The sequence below is a fragment of the Acinetobacter seohaensis genome, assembly GCF_056431365.1.
The window spans coordinates 19139-34325 of the sequence record NZ_JBWKMK010000047.1; the positions used below are offsets into that span (position 1 = coordinate 19139).

A 15187-nucleotide genomic window follows, 5' to 3' on the forward strand; every position below is an offset into this window, starting at 1 on the left:
TCAATAAGTTGAAACCCCAAAAAGCGGTGTCTTGTTTTTTTCGCCCGCAATTTCCCTAACGAGTTTAGGAACTAAATAGCCGGGTAAGTTCGCTAAAAGCTCTTTATAGATGTGATCAATGTCTTGCGGCATTAAATCAAAATGATGCGCTCCTTTTACTTTATCTAACACGTGTAAATAGTAAGGCATCACCCCTGCATCAAAAAGACGATAGCTTAAATCGACCAAGACCTGAGCAGAATTATTGACCCCATTTAATAAGACTGCTTGATTCAGAACGGTGATGTTTTGTTCGACTAACTTGGCAAGTTGCGAACAGGTAAAGTCATCTAATTCTGATGCGTGGTTCGAGTGTACCACTAGAATAATACGCAGCCTACTATTTTTTAGTAAGGAAATCAGCGATTCATCGACACGGTTGGGAATAACAATCGGAACTCGTGAATGAATTCTCAAAAATTTTATTTGCGGAATAGACGCCAATCGCTCAATCCAGATATTTAATTTACGATTTGACAAAGTGAGCGGGTCGCCACCACTTAAAATCACTTCATTAATATCGGGCTGACTTTCAATGTAATTACGGATATTGTCCCAGTCTTCAGTTTTTGGCAGATTTTCCTGATAAGGAAAGTGCCTGCGGAAACAATAACGACAATGTACTGCGCAAGCACCAGTCAAGGTCAGCAAAAAGCGTGATTTATATTTGTGTAAGACTCCAGGTTGTTGATTGGCTTGTTCCTCACCCAAAGGGTCGGTCACAAATCCAGGATGATCTTCCAGTTCTAAATGATGTGGCAGAACCTGTAACAGTAAAGGATCGAGTGGATTGCCTTTTTGCATTTTGGCCACAAATGCACGCGGGATACGCAATTTAAACTGATTGGATGCCAGTAAAGCACCTGACAGCAACTGCTGTTCAGACAGCTCTAAAATATTTAACAATTCGCGTGGGTCGGTGATCAAGTCACTGAGTTGAGATTGCCAGTTTTGTTCTTGGTACAGGTAGTTGATCATGCCAGAAAAGATTTAAATATGAGGTGAAAGGAACCAAGTACACATCTATTTAGCGTAGATGAATTCTTTGTTCATTGAGCGTGAATGCCGCGAATGATTAATCGCTTTGAATCAGAATCATTACAAAACAGCTGATTTTACCGATATCTTGAGGTGATCGGTAGTGGATTTTCATTGCTTCGTTATGGCTTGCTCATTTACAATACGTCCGATGAAAAAAGATGTTGCAAGATGGCGAGCATCGCAAAGCTGCGTTGGTCATTTGCTTTGTAACATAAATAGTTAAGTTAGTCAGTTTGGAGTGTGCCAGTCATGGCCTATTATTCTACGAATGATTTCAAGTCAGGCCTTAAGGTTATGCTTGATGGTAACCCATGTTCAATCATGGAAAATGAATATGTAAAGCCAGGTAAAGGTCAAGCGTTTAACCGCGTAAAACTTCGTAACCTTCGTTCTGGTAAAGTTTTAGAAAAAACATTTAAGTCTGGTGATTCACTAGAAGCAGCTGACATTGTAGAAGTAGAAATGGAATACCTCTACAACGATGGCGAAATGTGGAACTTCATGGATCCTGTATCTTTTGAGCAAATTGCTGCTGACAAAACCGCAATGGGCGATGCTGCAAAATGGTTAAAAGATGATTCAAACGAAAAATGTACCATTATGTTGTTTAACGGTGTGCCTTTAACTGTAAACGCACCAAACTTCGTGGTATTAAAAATTGTCGAAACTGATCCGGGTGTACGTGGCGATACTTCTGGTGGTGGCGGTAAACCAGCGAAATTAGAAACAGGTGCAGTGGTACGTGTTCCTTTATTCGTACAGCAAGAAGAAAGCGTTCGTGTAGATACACGTACAGGTGAATACCTAGAACGCGCATAATGATTTATTGATAAATCATAAGTAAAAGAGGGGGATGATTCGCGTCATCCCCCTTTTTTGTTGATTTGATTATGTGGTAAAAGAATAGGTGAAAAGTATAGGAAACTGTTGGTGCTCCATTTAAGTGTACGGTAGCGCACACTATGGATGTAAGGGCAGCAGACATCAAAATAAAAGGAGTAGGATCAACCAAGGATTTAGGAAATAAAGCTACATCTCGACAATAAAAGTAACGCTTAAAAAATGTAACAAGAAGAGAGATTGACATGGAAACAGTTCAACCGAAGTCAGGTCTGACTTCAAAAATTATATGGCTTTTGGTCGCTATATTGGGTGCAGTATCTTTTGGGATATTGGCAGTCAGTAGAGGCGAACACGTCAATGCAGTCTGGTTAGTTTTAGCTGCGGTCTGTGTCTATAGCATTGCATACCGCTTCTACAGTTTATTTATTGCCACCAAAGTATTTGAGTTAAATGAGCGACGCTTAACGCCCGCACATCGTTTGGCTGACGGTTTAGATTATGTGCCCACCAATAAAAGTGTGTTATTTGGTCACCACTTTGCCGCGATTGCAGGTGCAGGCCCTTTAGTTGGGCCTATTCTTGCAGCACAAATGGGTTATTTACCTGGCACGATCTGGCTTTTAGTCGGGGTGGTGTTGGCAGGTGCAGTCCAAGACTTTTTGGTTTTGTTTATTTCTACACGTCGTGATGGGCGTTCTTTGGGAGAAATGGCAAAACAAGAGTTGGGTTCATTTGCTGGTGTGATTGTCATGCTGGGTGCGCTGGGCGTGATGGTGATTATTCTTGCCGTACTCGCTTTGGTTGTCGTGAAAGCTTTAACCAATAGTCCGTGGGGCGTATTTAGTATTGCAGCCACCATCCCAATTGCGATTTTCATGGGCATTTATATGCGTTTTATTCGCCCGGGGAAAATTGCTGAGGTTTCCATTATTGGTTTTGTCCTGATGATGATGGGTATTATTTATGGTGAAAATGTTGCACAGCATCCATTTTGGGGGCCTTTATTTACTTTAAGTGGCACAGAATTAACGTGGTGTTTAATTGCCTACGGTTTTATTGCTTCAGTTTTGCCAGTGTGGTTGTTATTGGCGCCACGTGATTATTTATCGACGTTCTTAAAAATTGGTGTTATTGCGGGTTTGGCTGTCGGGATTGTGTTTGCAATGCCTGAAATGAAGATGCCTGCGGTGACCCATTTTATTGATGGTACAGGGCCAGTATTTGCGGGTTCATTGTTCCCATTCTTATTTATTACCATTGCCTGCGGTGCGATTTCAGGTTTCCACGCCTTAGTGTCTTCAGGTACGACGCCAAAACTAGTCAATAACGAAAAAGACATTCGGATGATTGGTTATGGCGGCATGTTGATGGAGTCTTTCGTGGCAATCATGGCAATGATTTGTGCCACGGTGCTAGACCCAGGCGTGTACTTTGCCATTAATGCACCCACTGCAGTTTTAGGTACAACGGTGGAAAGTGCAGCAGAAGCGGTACGAAATTTAGGCTTTGTAGTGACTCCTGAGGCTTTAACCATTTTGGCAAAAGAAGTCGGTGAAAGCTCGATTCTGTCACGTACGGGTGGTGCGCCAACGTTTGCAATTGGTATGGCACATATCATCACCGAGATTTTTAATAACCGCTCAATGATGGCATTCTGGTATCACTTTGCCATTTTATTTGAAGCCTTATTTATTTTAACTGCAGTAGATGCAGGCACACGTGCTTGCCGTTTTATGGTGCAAGATACTGTAGGTATTGTTATTCCTGCAGTGAAAAATTCACATAACTTCTTTGGTAACTTGCTTGGCACAGCAGTTGCGGTGGCTGGTTGGGGCTTCTTCGTCTATCAAGGCGTGGTCGATCCTTTAGGCGGTATTAATAGCTTATGGCCTCTATTTGGTATTGGTAACCAAATTTTGGCAGCGATGGCGCTCATTTTAGGTACAGTGATTCTGTTTAAAATGAAAAAAGAAAAATATGTTTGGGTGACGATTATCCCTACAGTTTTCTTGTTCATTACTTCAATGACTGCAGGTTGGCAAAAGATTTTCCACGACAATCCCAAAATTGGTTTCTTGGCGCAAGCAGATCGTTTCAATGCTGCAATTCAACGCAATGAAATTTTAGCACCTGCAAAAACAGTGACTGAAATGCAAACCATTGTCATGTCCAATCAAATTAATGCCGTGTTATGTGGTTTCTTTATGATTGTGGCATTTGTGATGTTGTTCGCTGCCATTGGGGTGATTCGTCGTGCCTTGGCAAGTCCAACACCAACTGTACATGAAGCTGAAGCGATTTATCGTGATCCTGAAACGATTCAGCCGAATAGTGGTCATTAGGAGTGAGCACATGATTAAGCTTAAATTTGCCCAACAGAGTAAAACGGTGATTTACAACATCATTAAAATGACCATCATGTCGCAAAAGGATTTGATTCTGAATCCTAAAAACTGGTCAAGAATTGCAACACTTTGGCAGCGTTTGCAACAAAGCTTTCGTTTGATGGTGGGTGTGCCTGATTATCAAAATTATTTGGAACACATGCAGAAGCATCATCCAGATTTGGAAGCCATGGATGCCAAAACTTTCTATCGCTATTGTGTCGATGCACGTTATCCATCGGCCAAAGGTGGTTTGAAAAAATGTCCTTGTTAATGGATGTTTAGCAGTTTCAGGAGGTTGAGCAGTGTTCTGAAAAGTACTTGAAAGGTGAATCAGAATATCTCTAGGATTTCTTTGGAAATTTAAGAAAACGGTGTATGTTAAAACATACGCCGTTTTTTATTGGGGAATAGGGGGAGTGACTGTGATTTGGGGTAAGGAAAAAGTTCAAACGCAACAACACACACAAACACAGCAGCAACTACAACAACAAGTTGAATCTTATGCCGCCAAAATTCAGTCGTTCTTGACTGAAATTAATACCATTATTTTAGATAAAGAACAACAAACCAAACTTGCCTTGAGCTGTCTACTGGCAGGTGGGCATGTACTTTTTGAAGATTTACCTGGTTTGGGGAAAACCACCTTATCTAGTGCTTTAGCACATTTGGCGGGACTCAAATTCCAACGTATTCAATTTACCAATGACATGCTGGCCAGTGATGTGATTGGGGTGAATATGTTTAACCAAAAAGAACATCAATTTGAGTTTAAACAAGGTCCAATTTTTACCCAAATTTTATTGGCAGATGAAATTAACCGTTGTTCGCCTAAAACCCAAAGTGCCTTGTTGGAAGCGATGGAAGAAGGCGCGGTTACGGTGGATGGTGTGCGTTATAGCTTGCCGCAACCTTTTTGGGTGATTGCCACACAAAATCCACTGTTTCAAAGTGGTACTTATGCGCTGCCAGAATCACAGCTTGATCGTTTTTTAATGCGTCTGTCTTTGGGTTATCCATCGCGTTTTGCTGAAAAAATGTTGCTGCAACAAAACTCCAGACATGCGCTGATTGCCAGTTTGGCCCATATTTTTACTGAAACAGAAATTTTAAATTTACAGCAATTGGTCACGGAAATTTATGTGTCAGATACCGCGCTAGATTACTTACTCGACTTAGCCACAGAAACCCGTAAAGCGCGTCACGGATTATCTACCCGTGGTGTTTTGGCATTGAAAAAAGCAGCACAAGCACATGCTCTAATTGAGCAACGTAGTTTTGTCACTGCCGATGATATTCAAGCGGTATTTGTGGCAGTTGCTGCACATCGTATTGGATTGAGTGAGGCAGAAACTTTGTATGTGATGCAACAGGTTAAAGTGAGTTAGTACACGCATGTTTAAGCAGGCATGGCAAAACTGGATCAAGACACGTTTTAAATTTGATCGACACAAGGCCTTAAAACAAAAAGATATTTTGGTTTTTATTTACCAACAGGGCTATCTGTATTTAGTGCTGATTTTGATCACGTTTATTGCAGGCGTGAATTATGGCAATAACCTGATTTTAGGCTTTTGCTTTTTGATCAGTGCCATTTTATGTATCAGTTTTTATTTGACCTTTAAGCAGCTGCATGAATTAGAGATTGAAATTGTGACCACCGAAGTTGGGCAAGTAGGTGAAGTATTGCAATTACAATTGCATTTCAAACAAGAGGTCGCGCAGGCACGCTATTTATGGATTAAAGCCGATCATCAATTAGAAAAGGTTCTTATTCAAGACACTCAGCAGCAGTATGTGTTGACATTTTTTGCAGCGCAACGTGGGCAGTTTCATTATCCTTATTTACACATTTATTCGGTTTATCCTTTTGGCTTGGTACGTGCGTGGACTTATTTGAATTTGTCACGTACCGCGTGGGTGGCACCCAAAGCCGCCATGTATAGCGCAGAGAATAAACAGCATCAACACAGCTTTCAACCCGATTTAGACGAGTTTCGTGAGCTGCGTGATTTTCAATTGGGCGATTCCTTACAAGCCGTGTCGTGGAAGCAAGCGGCACGCGGTCAGGGCTTATATGTGAAAGTTTTTGAACAATATCAGGATCAACAGAGTATCGACATTCACTATGAACACATGCCTGCACCGACTCACGAAGAAAAACTAAGTTTGATGATGGGCTTAGTTGAACAATGTGAACAACAACAGTTGAATTATGCGATGTTTTTGCCACATGCGACCCTTGAAAAAGGCGTAGGCGAGCGACAGTTGAAACAGGCAAAAATTCTTTTGGCACAGGCTTGATGATCATGCACAATTCGATTCAGCAATCTATTCTGCTTAGCCTGATCTTAATTTTGGCTGCTCACATACTGTTTAGCCCTGTGGCATTGAGCGTCATTTTCGCCATCATGTTGTTGCTGTTGTATCGTCACTATAAAAACAAGACAGTGCATATCTCTAAAGTTTGGACTTATGGATTGACCTGCTGTGCCTTAGCCAGCATTTATCTGAGTTATAAAAGCCTGATTGGCGTAGAGGCTGGTGTTGCCTTATTAAGCACCTTTTTGTTTGCCAAAGCTTTAGAAAGTCATACCCAGCGCGACCTGATTATTTTATTTAATTTTGCGCTCTTTGTGAGTGCCAGTTCATTTTTATACAGCCAAAGCATGTGGATGACCGTGTTGGTCATTCTATGTTTAATCAGTTGTTTAATTGGGTTATATCGGATTCAAAAAAGTGCATTTTCAGATTATGCGTCGCGTCATTCGAGCAGCCAAGATGCAAAGCATGACCTTAAAAATGTCGCCAAGTTTATCGCATACGCTTTGCCATTCTTTTTATTATTGTTTTTATTCTTTCCACGTTTACCGCCATTGTGGCATGTACCTATTCCTGATGCCAAAGGCGTGACAGGTATTAGTGACACGATGTCACCAGGCGATATTGCCGAATTATCACAATCTTCTGCTTTGGCATTTCGTATTGTGGGGAATATGCAGCAACTGCCGCCACGTTCAAAACTATATTGGCGGGCGATGGTACTGGATCAATATGATGGTCGCACATGGACAAGCAATTTTAGCAATCAACAACCCGTTCAGGCAGCACAATTACAGCCAGAGCAAGTCGATTTTCAGTATCAATATATTGCAGCAGATCCACGTGTACAGTGGATTATGGCACTAGAAAAATCTGTACCGAATCAACACGGCTATGTGTTACGCCGTGATTGGAGTATGGTGCCACAGCGTCAAAATGGTCGGATTCAACCCATTGCTTTGCAGTGGGTTGGGGAATCTGCACACATTCAGGGTGATGATGCACAGAGCGAGCGTTATCGACGCTTTAGCCAGCGTTTAAATGTTCAGGTACAGACGCAATCTGACCCAAAGGCACAGCAATTTGCCCTGCAGCTGTTTGCCCAAAGTCAGCAACAACCTGAACGCTACGTGCAGAATGTATTGCAGTGGTATCGCAATAATGGTTTTAGTTATACCTTAAAACCCGGAACACTCGGACAAAATCGGGTCGATGAATTTTTATTTCAGAGTAAGCAAGGTTTTTGTGAACATTATGCCTCAAGTTTTGCCTTATTGATGCGTTATGTCGGGATTCCAGCGCGTGTAGTCGTGGGCTATCAGGGTGGGGAACTTGCACCCGATGGACAAAGCTGGGAAGTACGACAGCAAGATGCACATGCTTGGACAGAAGTGTTGCTCAATCAACAATGGGTACGCATAGACCCGACAGCCATCATTGCACCTCAACGTATAGATGATGGTATGCAAAACCTAATGGCAGATGATCGGGCCGTTTTGGGTGCTGACACACAAATGTGGCAATACCAACATTCTAATTTTATTCGTTCTTTACGGGTGTGGAGTGATTATGCAAGTTATCAATGGCAAAGCAAGGTCGTGGGTTATGATGCCGAGTCACAGCGTCACTGGTTTGGACGCTTAGGGCTGCACTCAAACTATGCTTTGGCAGCGGTGTTGGTTTCAAGTATTCTCATGATCTTAGCAGGGTATTTTGGCTGGATTTTTTGGAAAAAACGTCAGCAAGGTTCTCGCATAAATCGTGCCTTAGACAAATTTTCTAAAAGATTGCCCGCTCAGTTGCAAAAACAGGATGCAGAAACAGTGAGTGTGTGGATGCAGCGTTTAGCAGCGCAGGTAGATGCAAATGAACAAGAGGCATTTAAGCGTTTAGGCGTGTGCTATCAACAATATTCTTATGCGCCTGAACATGACCGTGTTTCAGAGCAGGTGTTTTTTGATTTGCTTAAAACTTGCTCGGATGTGTTGAAAAAACACAGAAAGGACTTGTCTTAAAAATCAAAACTGAATATGATGCGAAGCACTTTAGGCGTATAGCTCAGTTGGTTAGAGCGCTACGTTGACATCGTAGAGGTCTCCAGTTCGAGTCTGGATATGCCTACCAATACATTAAAATTATATGTTGTTACATAACTTCATATAAGTAATAAAGCTCTGAATTATAACGATTTAGGGCTTTTTTATTGCTTTTCTTAAAGATACATAAATTCGCTTATAGTTTAAAAATATGTACACAGTGGTGTACACATGTAAGTTTTCGGCTTATTTTGCACTAATTGGTTTTTATTTTGCACTAGAGCTTTGAAGCCTCTTTCCACATTTCATCTGTGCACTGATTCGTGAGCGAGAACATGGCACCATTAAGCATTTAACGGTTATGCTAGTCACGGTTTTTGAAATTATGCTGGCAAAGGTTTTATCGATGAGCCTTGTGGTGCTTTTAGCAGCTTTTTTAGGCTTAAAAGTAGTGGTGCAGGGGGCATTACAGGTACCCATAGAAGGAAGTTTGCTGTTATTTTTCTTTGGAGCCTTGCTGACCTTATTTGCAACAACCTCAATGGGTATATATATGGCAACCGTGTCTAAATCGATGCCGCAATTCGGTTTGCTGATGATGCTTATTTTGATTCCCTTGCAAATGCTGTCTGGGGCAAGTACACCAAGAGAAAGCATGCCAGAAATCATTCAAAATATCATGCTGATTGCACCGACAACGCATTTTGTAACATTGGCTCAAGCAATTTTATACCGAAATGCAGGATTGGATGTGGTCTGGCCTTCGTTTCTATGGCTAATCGCAATTGCAACAATTTTTTTCTATGTATCTTGGAAACGCTTTAAAAATACCATCCATACAATGGCTTAATGTGATGAATTAAGTTTGATGGTTGAAGCAAAAATTTTGATTAAGGTGTATTAAAAGTTACACTAGGCATAATTTTTGCTAATATGTATGAAAATTGTTCAATAAAAGTAAATGACATGAAACACATTCTTGTACCAGTTTTGGTGGTGTTGGTCGTTTTATTAGGTTATCTCGTTTACTTGGAAGAGGAAACGCGAAAGCAGACAGAACTGAACCAAGTTTTGACTGAATCTGCAAATTTATCGCTAGAAAAAACAGAAGCGGCTACACCACAGATTTTGCAAGTCACAGAATAAGCGTAGAAATCTCTAACATGTTGTGTGGTAATTGCTTTATTCATCACACTTTTGTGTGCTTCACTTTATCTAAAAATTTTATCTTTAATTCAAAAAACTAGAATTTTTAAAAAATCCCTATGGTATAATTTGCCAATTGAAACTGCTTCATCACAACTCAATTGCATTACTTTTGAGAGTGGTTGAAGTAAAAAAAGATGAACAAAGCTGCATAAAATTTATGCGGCTTTTTTATTTAGCATTCCGAAATTTTGATTTTGATAAAATCAAATGCTTGATTGTGAATTAAGTTTATCTCTTTAGTGTAATTTCACATGCTTATTGGGCAAATCTATTGTTGCAACTAACACAGGCTTTTAAGTGCTGACTTAAAATTCAGTCATACTGCAAATTCAGTTTATTTACAGGGGCTAGGTCATGACGACTCCTAATCCATCCTCAGCGGGAATGCTTGAGCGCTTATTCAAATTAAGCGAAAACAAGACCACATTCCGTACCGAGATTTTGGCGGGTGTAACCACCTTCTTAACCATGTGTTACATCATTATTGTCAATCCAATGATTTTATCTGAAACAGGAATGGATCATGGAGCTGTCTTTGTCGCCACCTGCTTAGCCGCAGCAATTGGCTGCCTAGTGATGGGGATTGTTGCTAACTACCCAATCGCACTGGCACCGGGCATGGGGCTAAATGCTTATTTCACTTACTCGGTGTGTTTAGGCATGGGAGTGTCTTGGCAAACGGCTTTGGCTGCAGTTTTTGTATCAGGGATTATTTTTATTGCCATTAGCATGTTTAAAATCCGTGAAGCAATTGTCAATGCCATTCCCATGTCATTAAAATTAGCCATAGGCGGTGGTATTGGTTTATTCCTTGCTTTAATCGCGCTTAAAAATGCTGGTGTTATTGTCGATAATCCTGCGACTTTGGTGGGCTTAGGTGACTTAAAACAACCCACTGTACTTTTAGCGCTATTGGGGTTTTTAATGGTGGTGGTGATGCATCACTTTAAAGTGCGTGGTGCAATTATCATCAGTATTTTGGTGCTAACTGCGATTTCAACAGCTTTAGGTTTAAGTGAATTTAAAGGAGTGGTTGGTGAAATTCCATCTCTTGCCCCTACTTTCATGCAAATGGACTTTGAAGGTCTATTTACAGCAAGTTTAATTGGTGTAATTTTCGTATTTTTCTTGGTCGATTTATTTGACTCCACAGGCACTTTAGTGGGTGTTTCACACCGCGCAGGCTTATTACAAGATGGCAAATTACCTCGTTTGAAAAAAGCGCTTTTTGCCGACTCTTCTGCCATTGTAGCAGGTGCGGCATTGGGTACATCTTCAACAACGCCGTATATTGAATCATCTGCAGGCGTTGCAGCGGGTGGTCGTACTGGTTTAACCGCAGTGATTGTTGGCTTGTTGTTTATTGCCTGTTTATTCCTGGCGCCGCTCGCGCAATCGGTACCTGGTTTTGCAACAGCACCTGCCTTGTTATTTGTGGGTGTATTGATGATTCAGGGCATTGTGCATATTGATTGGGATGACATTACCGAAGCAGTACCTGCCTTCTTAACCCTCGTGTTCATGCCATTTACTTATTCCATTGCCGATGGTATTGCCATGGGCTTTATTAGCTATGCGCTGATTAAACTACTCACAGGCAAAGCGAAATCTGTACCTTATATGGTGTGGATTATTGCTGCACTTTGGGCATTAAAATTTGCCATGTTTGGCGGTTAATATTCTTAAACTGAAAAGGGGTGTAAACTCAGTTTGCACCCTTTTTTATTTTGATCAATTTTTTAAAATTTTCCCATAAAATAGCAAAAAGGACAGAACATGAATCAACTTGAGCTAATCTGTGCATTACCTAAAGCAGAATTGCATGTGCATATTGAAGGTACTTTTGAACCTGAATTGATGTTTGCCATTGCGCAGCGCAACCAAATAGACATCCCTTATCAGTCCGTAGAAGAAGTCAAACAAGCCTATAACTTTCATAACTTGCAGTCTTTTTTAGATATTTATTATGCAGGCGCACAAGTGTTGGTGCATGAGCAAGATTTTTACGATTTGGCTTGGGCATATTTTGAAAAATGTGTTGAAGACCGTGTGGTACATACCGAAATGTTTTTTGACCCGCAAACCCATACCGAGCGTGGTGTGGCATTTGCAACCGTGATTAATGGCTTACAACGTGCTTGTGATGATGCGCAAACAAAATTAGGCATCAGTTCAAATTTAATTATGTGTTTCTTGCGTCATTTAAGCGAAGATGCAGCATTTGCCACACTTGAACAGGCTTTGCCTTATAAAGATCAAATTATCGCAGTGGGTTTGGACTCAAGCGAAGTTGGACATCCACCTTCAAAGTTTGAACGTGTCTTTGCCAAAGCACGTGAAGCAGGCTTTTTAGTCGTGGCACATGCAGGCGAAGAAGGGCCAGCCGAATATGTTTGGGAAGCATTAGATTTACTGAAAGTAAACCGTATTGATCATGGTGTGCGTTCTGAAGAAGATCCTGTATTAATGCAACGTCTAATTGCAGAGAAAATGCCGCTCACGGTCTGTCCATTGAGTAATTTAAAGCTATGCGTAGTGGATGATATGGCACAGCACAACATCCGCCGTTTATTGCAGCAGGGTGTTAAAGTGACAGTTAATTCAGATGATCCATCTTATTTTGGTGGTTATATGAATGATAACTTTGTTGCTATTAGCCAAGCTTTAGATTTAAGCAATGCTGAATTAAAACAATTGGCGGTTAATTCTTTTGAAGCTTCATTTATTTCGGCTGAAGAAAAGCAAAAATGGATTGAGCAAATTCAAGCATTGGGATGAGTTAAACTGAATTTAGATTAGCTTAGACTACAAAAAAGCAGCTTAATTTAAGCTGCTTTTTTGTGGGCGAGTGTTTTGAATCGCGTTCAATTCAAGTTTTAAACAAATTATTTACCTTGCTGCGTCATACTACGCAATACATCGTCTTTATCTATAAAGTGATGTTTAAGTGCTGCAAGCACATGCTCAACCACCATTGCGGCTGCAAACCAAGACAAATAAGTATGTACAGGTTTTACAATGGCCAACAGCTCAGGGTTTTTATCCAACAAAGCTGGAATTTCAAATAAATACAGTACAGGCACGGGTTTCCCCACGCTCCAGCTAAATAAACAGCCTGTAATTGGAATCGCAATCAGCATGAAATACAGCCCCAAGTGCCCTAAGTGTGCAAGAGTTTTCATGAATGGTGACATGCTGTCTGGCAGTTGTGGCGCAGGGTGGGTATAACGCCAAAATAGACGAATCACCATTAAAAATATAATAGGCGTGGCAATATTCTTATGTAGGGTAATTACATCGCCTTTAAAACTACCATCTGACTCATAACTTAAAAAATTACCACTAAAAAAGCCAACTGCCCATGCAGCAATAAATATAACCGCCATCAGCCAATGTAAAACTTGTGCGGTACGGGTGTAGTACTGATTCGTCTGTTTCATGCTATGTTTCAGAGCAAAATTGATGTTTGCATGCTAAACAATGCGTTATAGGCAAAAAAGCACCTGTGTGCAACGGAGTGTTGAAAATCTGCAACGCTGCTGAAATGAGGCCAAAAAATAGTGATGGATATAACAAATCACTATTCCTTCACTGCTGAAGTTTAGGCACAATATCGGCATTGTAATGATCATCAGATCAAATGATCTTTAATATGGGAAAAACCTTTATGAAAAAATTACTTGCTGTATTGGCACCTGTAGCATTGGTTTTATCTGCATGTACTACAACCACGGGTACCACCACACCTGCACCAACAGCGACACAACAACTAGGTATGGCTGCAATTAAAATTGCAATTAATGCGAAATGTGTCACTGAGCTAAACAACATTCCTGCATGGCACACTGCGACACGTGTTATGACACCAACGCAAAAGCAAAATGTTCAAGCGGAAATTTGTGGTTGTGTTAGTGAAAAAGCACCACAAAATGTGACTGCAGTAGATTTAGCCACTGCAGCAATTGACCCTGCTGCACGTGCAACCATTGTGAGCAATGCAGTATCTCGAACCATTAATGCATGTGTGGCAGAAGCAGTAAGATAAGTTTTACCGATTCTGTAAAATTAAAAATGGTGCGTTGTGACTCGCATCGTAAGATAGGCTGAAGATTTCAGCCTATTTTTTCTGGAAAAAGATGATGAAAATTGCAGGTGTAGATGAAGCAGGGCGTGGGCCTTTAGTGGGTTCTGTTGTCGCTGCGGCAGTTATTTTAGATCCGAATAACCCGATTGAAGGTTTAAATGATTCTAAAAAACTGACAGAAAAAAAGCGTGAAAAGTTATTTGTTGAAATTCAGGAAAAGGCTTTGGCTTGGGCAATTGCAGAAGCATCTGCAGCCGAAATTGATGAACTGAATATTTTGCAAGCGTCGTTATTGGCGATGCGTCGTGCGGTGGAAGCCTTATCTATTCAACCTGAGCATGTCTTGGTCGATGGCAATAAAATTCCGCAGGGTTTAAGTATGTCTTGTGATGCTGTTGTAGGGGGTGATGCTTTGCATCCAGAAATTTCTGCAGCCAGTATTTTAGCTAAAGTGGCGCGTGACCGTGAAATGGTATTGCTTGATCAAGCATTTCCACAATTTGGTTTTGCCAAACATAAAGGTTATCCAACCAAAGCACATTTTGAAGCCATTGCACAGCATGGCGTGATTGCGGCACATCGACGTAGTTTTGCACCTGTGCGTAAGGCTTTAGAGTTAATGGAAAACTCACAGTAATTTTCATGCAAAACTTGTGCTGAGTTGCCTGTAAAATAGCTTTTACATGATTTGAATCAGGGCAAGTTTTTAAAAAGCATTCAGCAGAAAAATTTAAAGCGGCAAATGAGCCGCTTTATATTCAATTACCTTAATCGTTTAACGATTAAAGTCATTTTGCGAGTAGTTATCTTCTTCAAATGAAGGTTGATAATCTTGATCTAAGTGTTGCAAATGCTCGTGCATGGCACGTTCGTGTTGAATACGTTGATAGATTTCTTCACGATGAACCGATACTTCTTTCGGGGCATTTACACCAATACGAACTTGGTTACCTTTGACACCAAGCACAGTCACGCTGACTTGGTCCCCAATCATTAATGTTTCTCCGACACGTCGGGTCAGAATCAGCATGTTTATCTCCTTGCAAAATGCTAAACCTGCATTGATTTTTAAAGCAATTTAAAAGTCACAACCAAATAAAAACCAGTAAATTTTAACGGAACGTATCATTATTTATTTTATAAGATACAGCGCTGCCAAAATTTATGAAAGCATGTTGCTCAATATAACAGAGCCACTATAAAAAAAACTATAGTGGCTCTATTTTTTT

General features: G+C 40.7%; 15 protein-coding genes and 1 tRNA gene. 13 read left to right on the plus strand and 3 right to left on the minus strand.

Annotated elements, in window-relative coordinates:
* A complete protein-coding gene (gene epmB / locus AC07E5_RS07970; RefSeq protein WP_096901068.1) occupies window positions 1-1017 on the minus strand; it encodes an EF-P beta-lysylation protein EpmB in 1017 nt (338 codons plus the stop codon).
* A 312-nt stretch (window positions 1018-1329) separates the two neighbouring features.
* Between epmB and efp the strand changes: the two genes are divergently transcribed.
* From efp to AC07E5_RS08025, 11 genes are all read left to right on the plus strand, one after another.
* Complete coding sequence (efp, locus tag AC07E5_RS07975) at window positions 1330-1899, plus strand: elongation factor P (protein WP_004971615.1); 570 nt, start codon at window positions 1330-1332, stop codon at window positions 1897-1899.
* 266 nt (window positions 1900-2165) lie between these two features.
* Window positions 2166-4265, plus strand: coding sequence for a carbon starvation CstA family protein (locus AC07E5_RS07980; protein ID WP_004971612.1), 2100 nt, complete (start codon window positions 2166-2168; stop codon window positions 4263-4265).
* Between the two features lie 10 nt (window positions 4266-4275).
* Window positions 4276-4581: a YbdD/YjiX family protein gene (locus AC07E5_RS07985; protein ID WP_498625205.1), complete on the plus strand. Its 306-nt coding sequence runs from the start codon at window positions 4276-4278 to the stop codon at window positions 4579-4581.
* 154 nt (window positions 4582-4735) lie between these two features.
* On the plus strand, window positions 4736-5695 hold the full coding sequence (locus AC07E5_RS07990; RefSeq protein ID WP_498625216.1) for an AAA family ATPase: 960 nt from the start codon (window positions 4736-4738) through the stop codon (window positions 5693-5695).
* Between the two features lie 7 nt (window positions 5696-5702).
* Window positions 5703-6611 carry a DUF58 domain-containing protein gene (locus AC07E5_RS07995; protein ID WP_154320866.1) on the plus strand — a complete coding sequence of 303 codons (909 nt, stop codon included), beginning with the start codon at window positions 5703-5705 and terminating at the stop codon, window positions 6609-6611.
* Window positions 6612-6616: 5 nt separating this feature from the next.
* Entirely contained in the window at window positions 6617-8644 is a 2028-nt protein-coding gene (locus AC07E5_RS08000; protein WP_498625206.1) for a transglutaminase TgpA family protein, read from the plus strand.
* A gap of 32 nt (window positions 8645-8676) precedes the next feature.
* Window positions 8677-8753 (plus strand) — tRNA-Val (locus AC07E5_RS08005).
* A gap of 231 nt (window positions 8754-8984) precedes the next feature.
* Entirely contained in the window at window positions 8985-9515 is a 531-nt protein-coding gene (locus AC07E5_RS08010) for an ABC transporter permease (RefSeq protein WP_440204819.1), read from the plus strand.
* A 116-nt stretch (window positions 9516-9631) separates the two neighbouring features.
* Window positions 9632-9811: a hypothetical protein gene (locus AC07E5_RS08015; protein WP_180064512.1), complete on the plus strand. Its 180-nt coding sequence runs from the start codon at window positions 9632-9634 to the stop codon at window positions 9809-9811.
* A 417-nt stretch (window positions 9812-10228) separates the two neighbouring features.
* Window positions 10229-11551 (plus strand): NCS2 family permease, encoded by a 1323-nt coding sequence (locus tag AC07E5_RS08020; RefSeq protein ID WP_004971599.1) that lies wholly within the window; start codon window positions 10229-10231, stop codon window positions 11549-11551.
* A gap of 99 nt (window positions 11552-11650) precedes the next feature.
* Window positions 11651-12652 (plus strand): adenosine deaminase, encoded by a 1002-nt coding sequence (locus AC07E5_RS08025; protein WP_096901064.1) that lies wholly within the window; start codon window positions 11651-11653, stop codon window positions 12650-12652.
* 107 nt (window positions 12653-12759) lie between these two features.
* Here AC07E5_RS08025 and AC07E5_RS08030 read toward each other — a convergent pair whose 3' ends face one another.
* Window positions 12760-13314: a cytochrome b gene (locus AC07E5_RS08030; protein WP_498625208.1), complete on the minus strand. Its 555-nt coding sequence runs from the start codon at window positions 13312-13314 to the stop codon at window positions 12760-12762.
* Between the two features lie 227 nt (window positions 13315-13541).
* On the opposite strand from AC07E5_RS08030, the gene AC07E5_RS08035 reads away from it, so the two are divergent.
* Window positions 13542-13919, plus strand: a complete 378-nt coding sequence (locus AC07E5_RS08035; RefSeq protein WP_498625209.1) for a hypothetical protein — start codon at window positions 13542-13544, stop codon at window positions 13917-13919.
* A gap of 94 nt (window positions 13920-14013) precedes the next feature.
* Window positions 14014-14595, plus strand: coding sequence for a ribonuclease HII (gene rnhB / locus AC07E5_RS08040; RefSeq protein WP_498625217.1), 582 nt, complete (start codon window positions 14014-14016; stop codon window positions 14593-14595).
* A 138-nt stretch (window positions 14596-14733) separates the two neighbouring features.
* Here the strand turns inward: rnhB and csrA are convergent, their stop codons facing one another.
* Window positions 14734-14988: a carbon storage regulator CsrA gene (gene csrA / locus AC07E5_RS08045; RefSeq protein ID WP_004971589.1), complete on the minus strand. Its 255-nt coding sequence runs from the start codon at window positions 14986-14988 to the stop codon at window positions 14734-14736.
* Between the last annotated feature and the right edge of the window lie 199 nt (window positions 14989-15187).

What these genes read in the sequence shown, in the direction of transcription:
- epmB (WP_096901068.1), bottom strand. Translation starts at nt 1,017, where the DNA reads ATGATCAACTACCTGTACCAAGAACAAAACTGGCAATCTCAACTCAGT.
- efp (WP_004971615.1), top strand. Translation starts at nt 1,330, where the DNA reads ATGGCCTATTATTCTACGAATGATTTCAAGTCAGGCCTTAAGGTTATG.
- AC07E5_RS07980 (WP_004971612.1), top strand. Translation starts at nt 2,166, where the DNA reads ATGGAAACAGTTCAACCGAAGTCAGGTCTGACTTCAAAAATTATATGG.
- AC07E5_RS07985 (WP_498625205.1), top strand. Translation starts at nt 4,276, where the DNA reads ATGATTAAGCTTAAATTTGCCCAACAGAGTAAAACGGTGATTTACAAC.
- AC07E5_RS07995 (WP_154320866.1), top strand. Translation starts at nt 5,703, where the DNA reads ATGTTTAAGCAGGCATGGCAAAACTGGATCAAGACACGTTTTAAATTT.
- AC07E5_RS08000 (WP_498625206.1), top strand. Translation starts at nt 6,617, where the DNA reads ATGCACAATTCGATTCAGCAATCTATTCTGCTTAGCCTGATCTTAATT.
- AC07E5_RS08015 (WP_180064512.1), top strand. Translation starts at nt 9,632, where the DNA reads ATGAAACACATTCTTGTACCAGTTTTGGTGGTGTTGGTCGTTTTATTA.
- AC07E5_RS08020 (WP_004971599.1), top strand. Translation starts at nt 10,229, where the DNA reads ATGACGACTCCTAATCCATCCTCAGCGGGAATGCTTGAGCGCTTATTC.
- AC07E5_RS08025 (WP_096901064.1), top strand. Translation starts at nt 11,651, where the DNA reads ATGAATCAACTTGAGCTAATCTGTGCATTACCTAAAGCAGAATTGCAT.
- AC07E5_RS08030 (WP_498625208.1), bottom strand. Translation starts at nt 13,314, where the DNA reads ATGAAACAGACGAATCAGTACTACACCCGTACCGCACAAGTTTTACAT.
- AC07E5_RS08035 (WP_498625209.1), top strand. Translation starts at nt 13,542, where the DNA reads ATGAAAAAATTACTTGCTGTATTGGCACCTGTAGCATTGGTTTTATCT.
- rnhB (WP_498625217.1), top strand. Translation starts at nt 14,014, where the DNA reads ATGAAAATTGCAGGTGTAGATGAAGCAGGGCGTGGGCCTTTAGTGGGT.
- csrA (WP_004971589.1), bottom strand. Translation starts at nt 14,988, where the DNA reads ATGCTGATTCTGACCCGACGTGTCGGAGAAACATTAATGATTGGGGAC.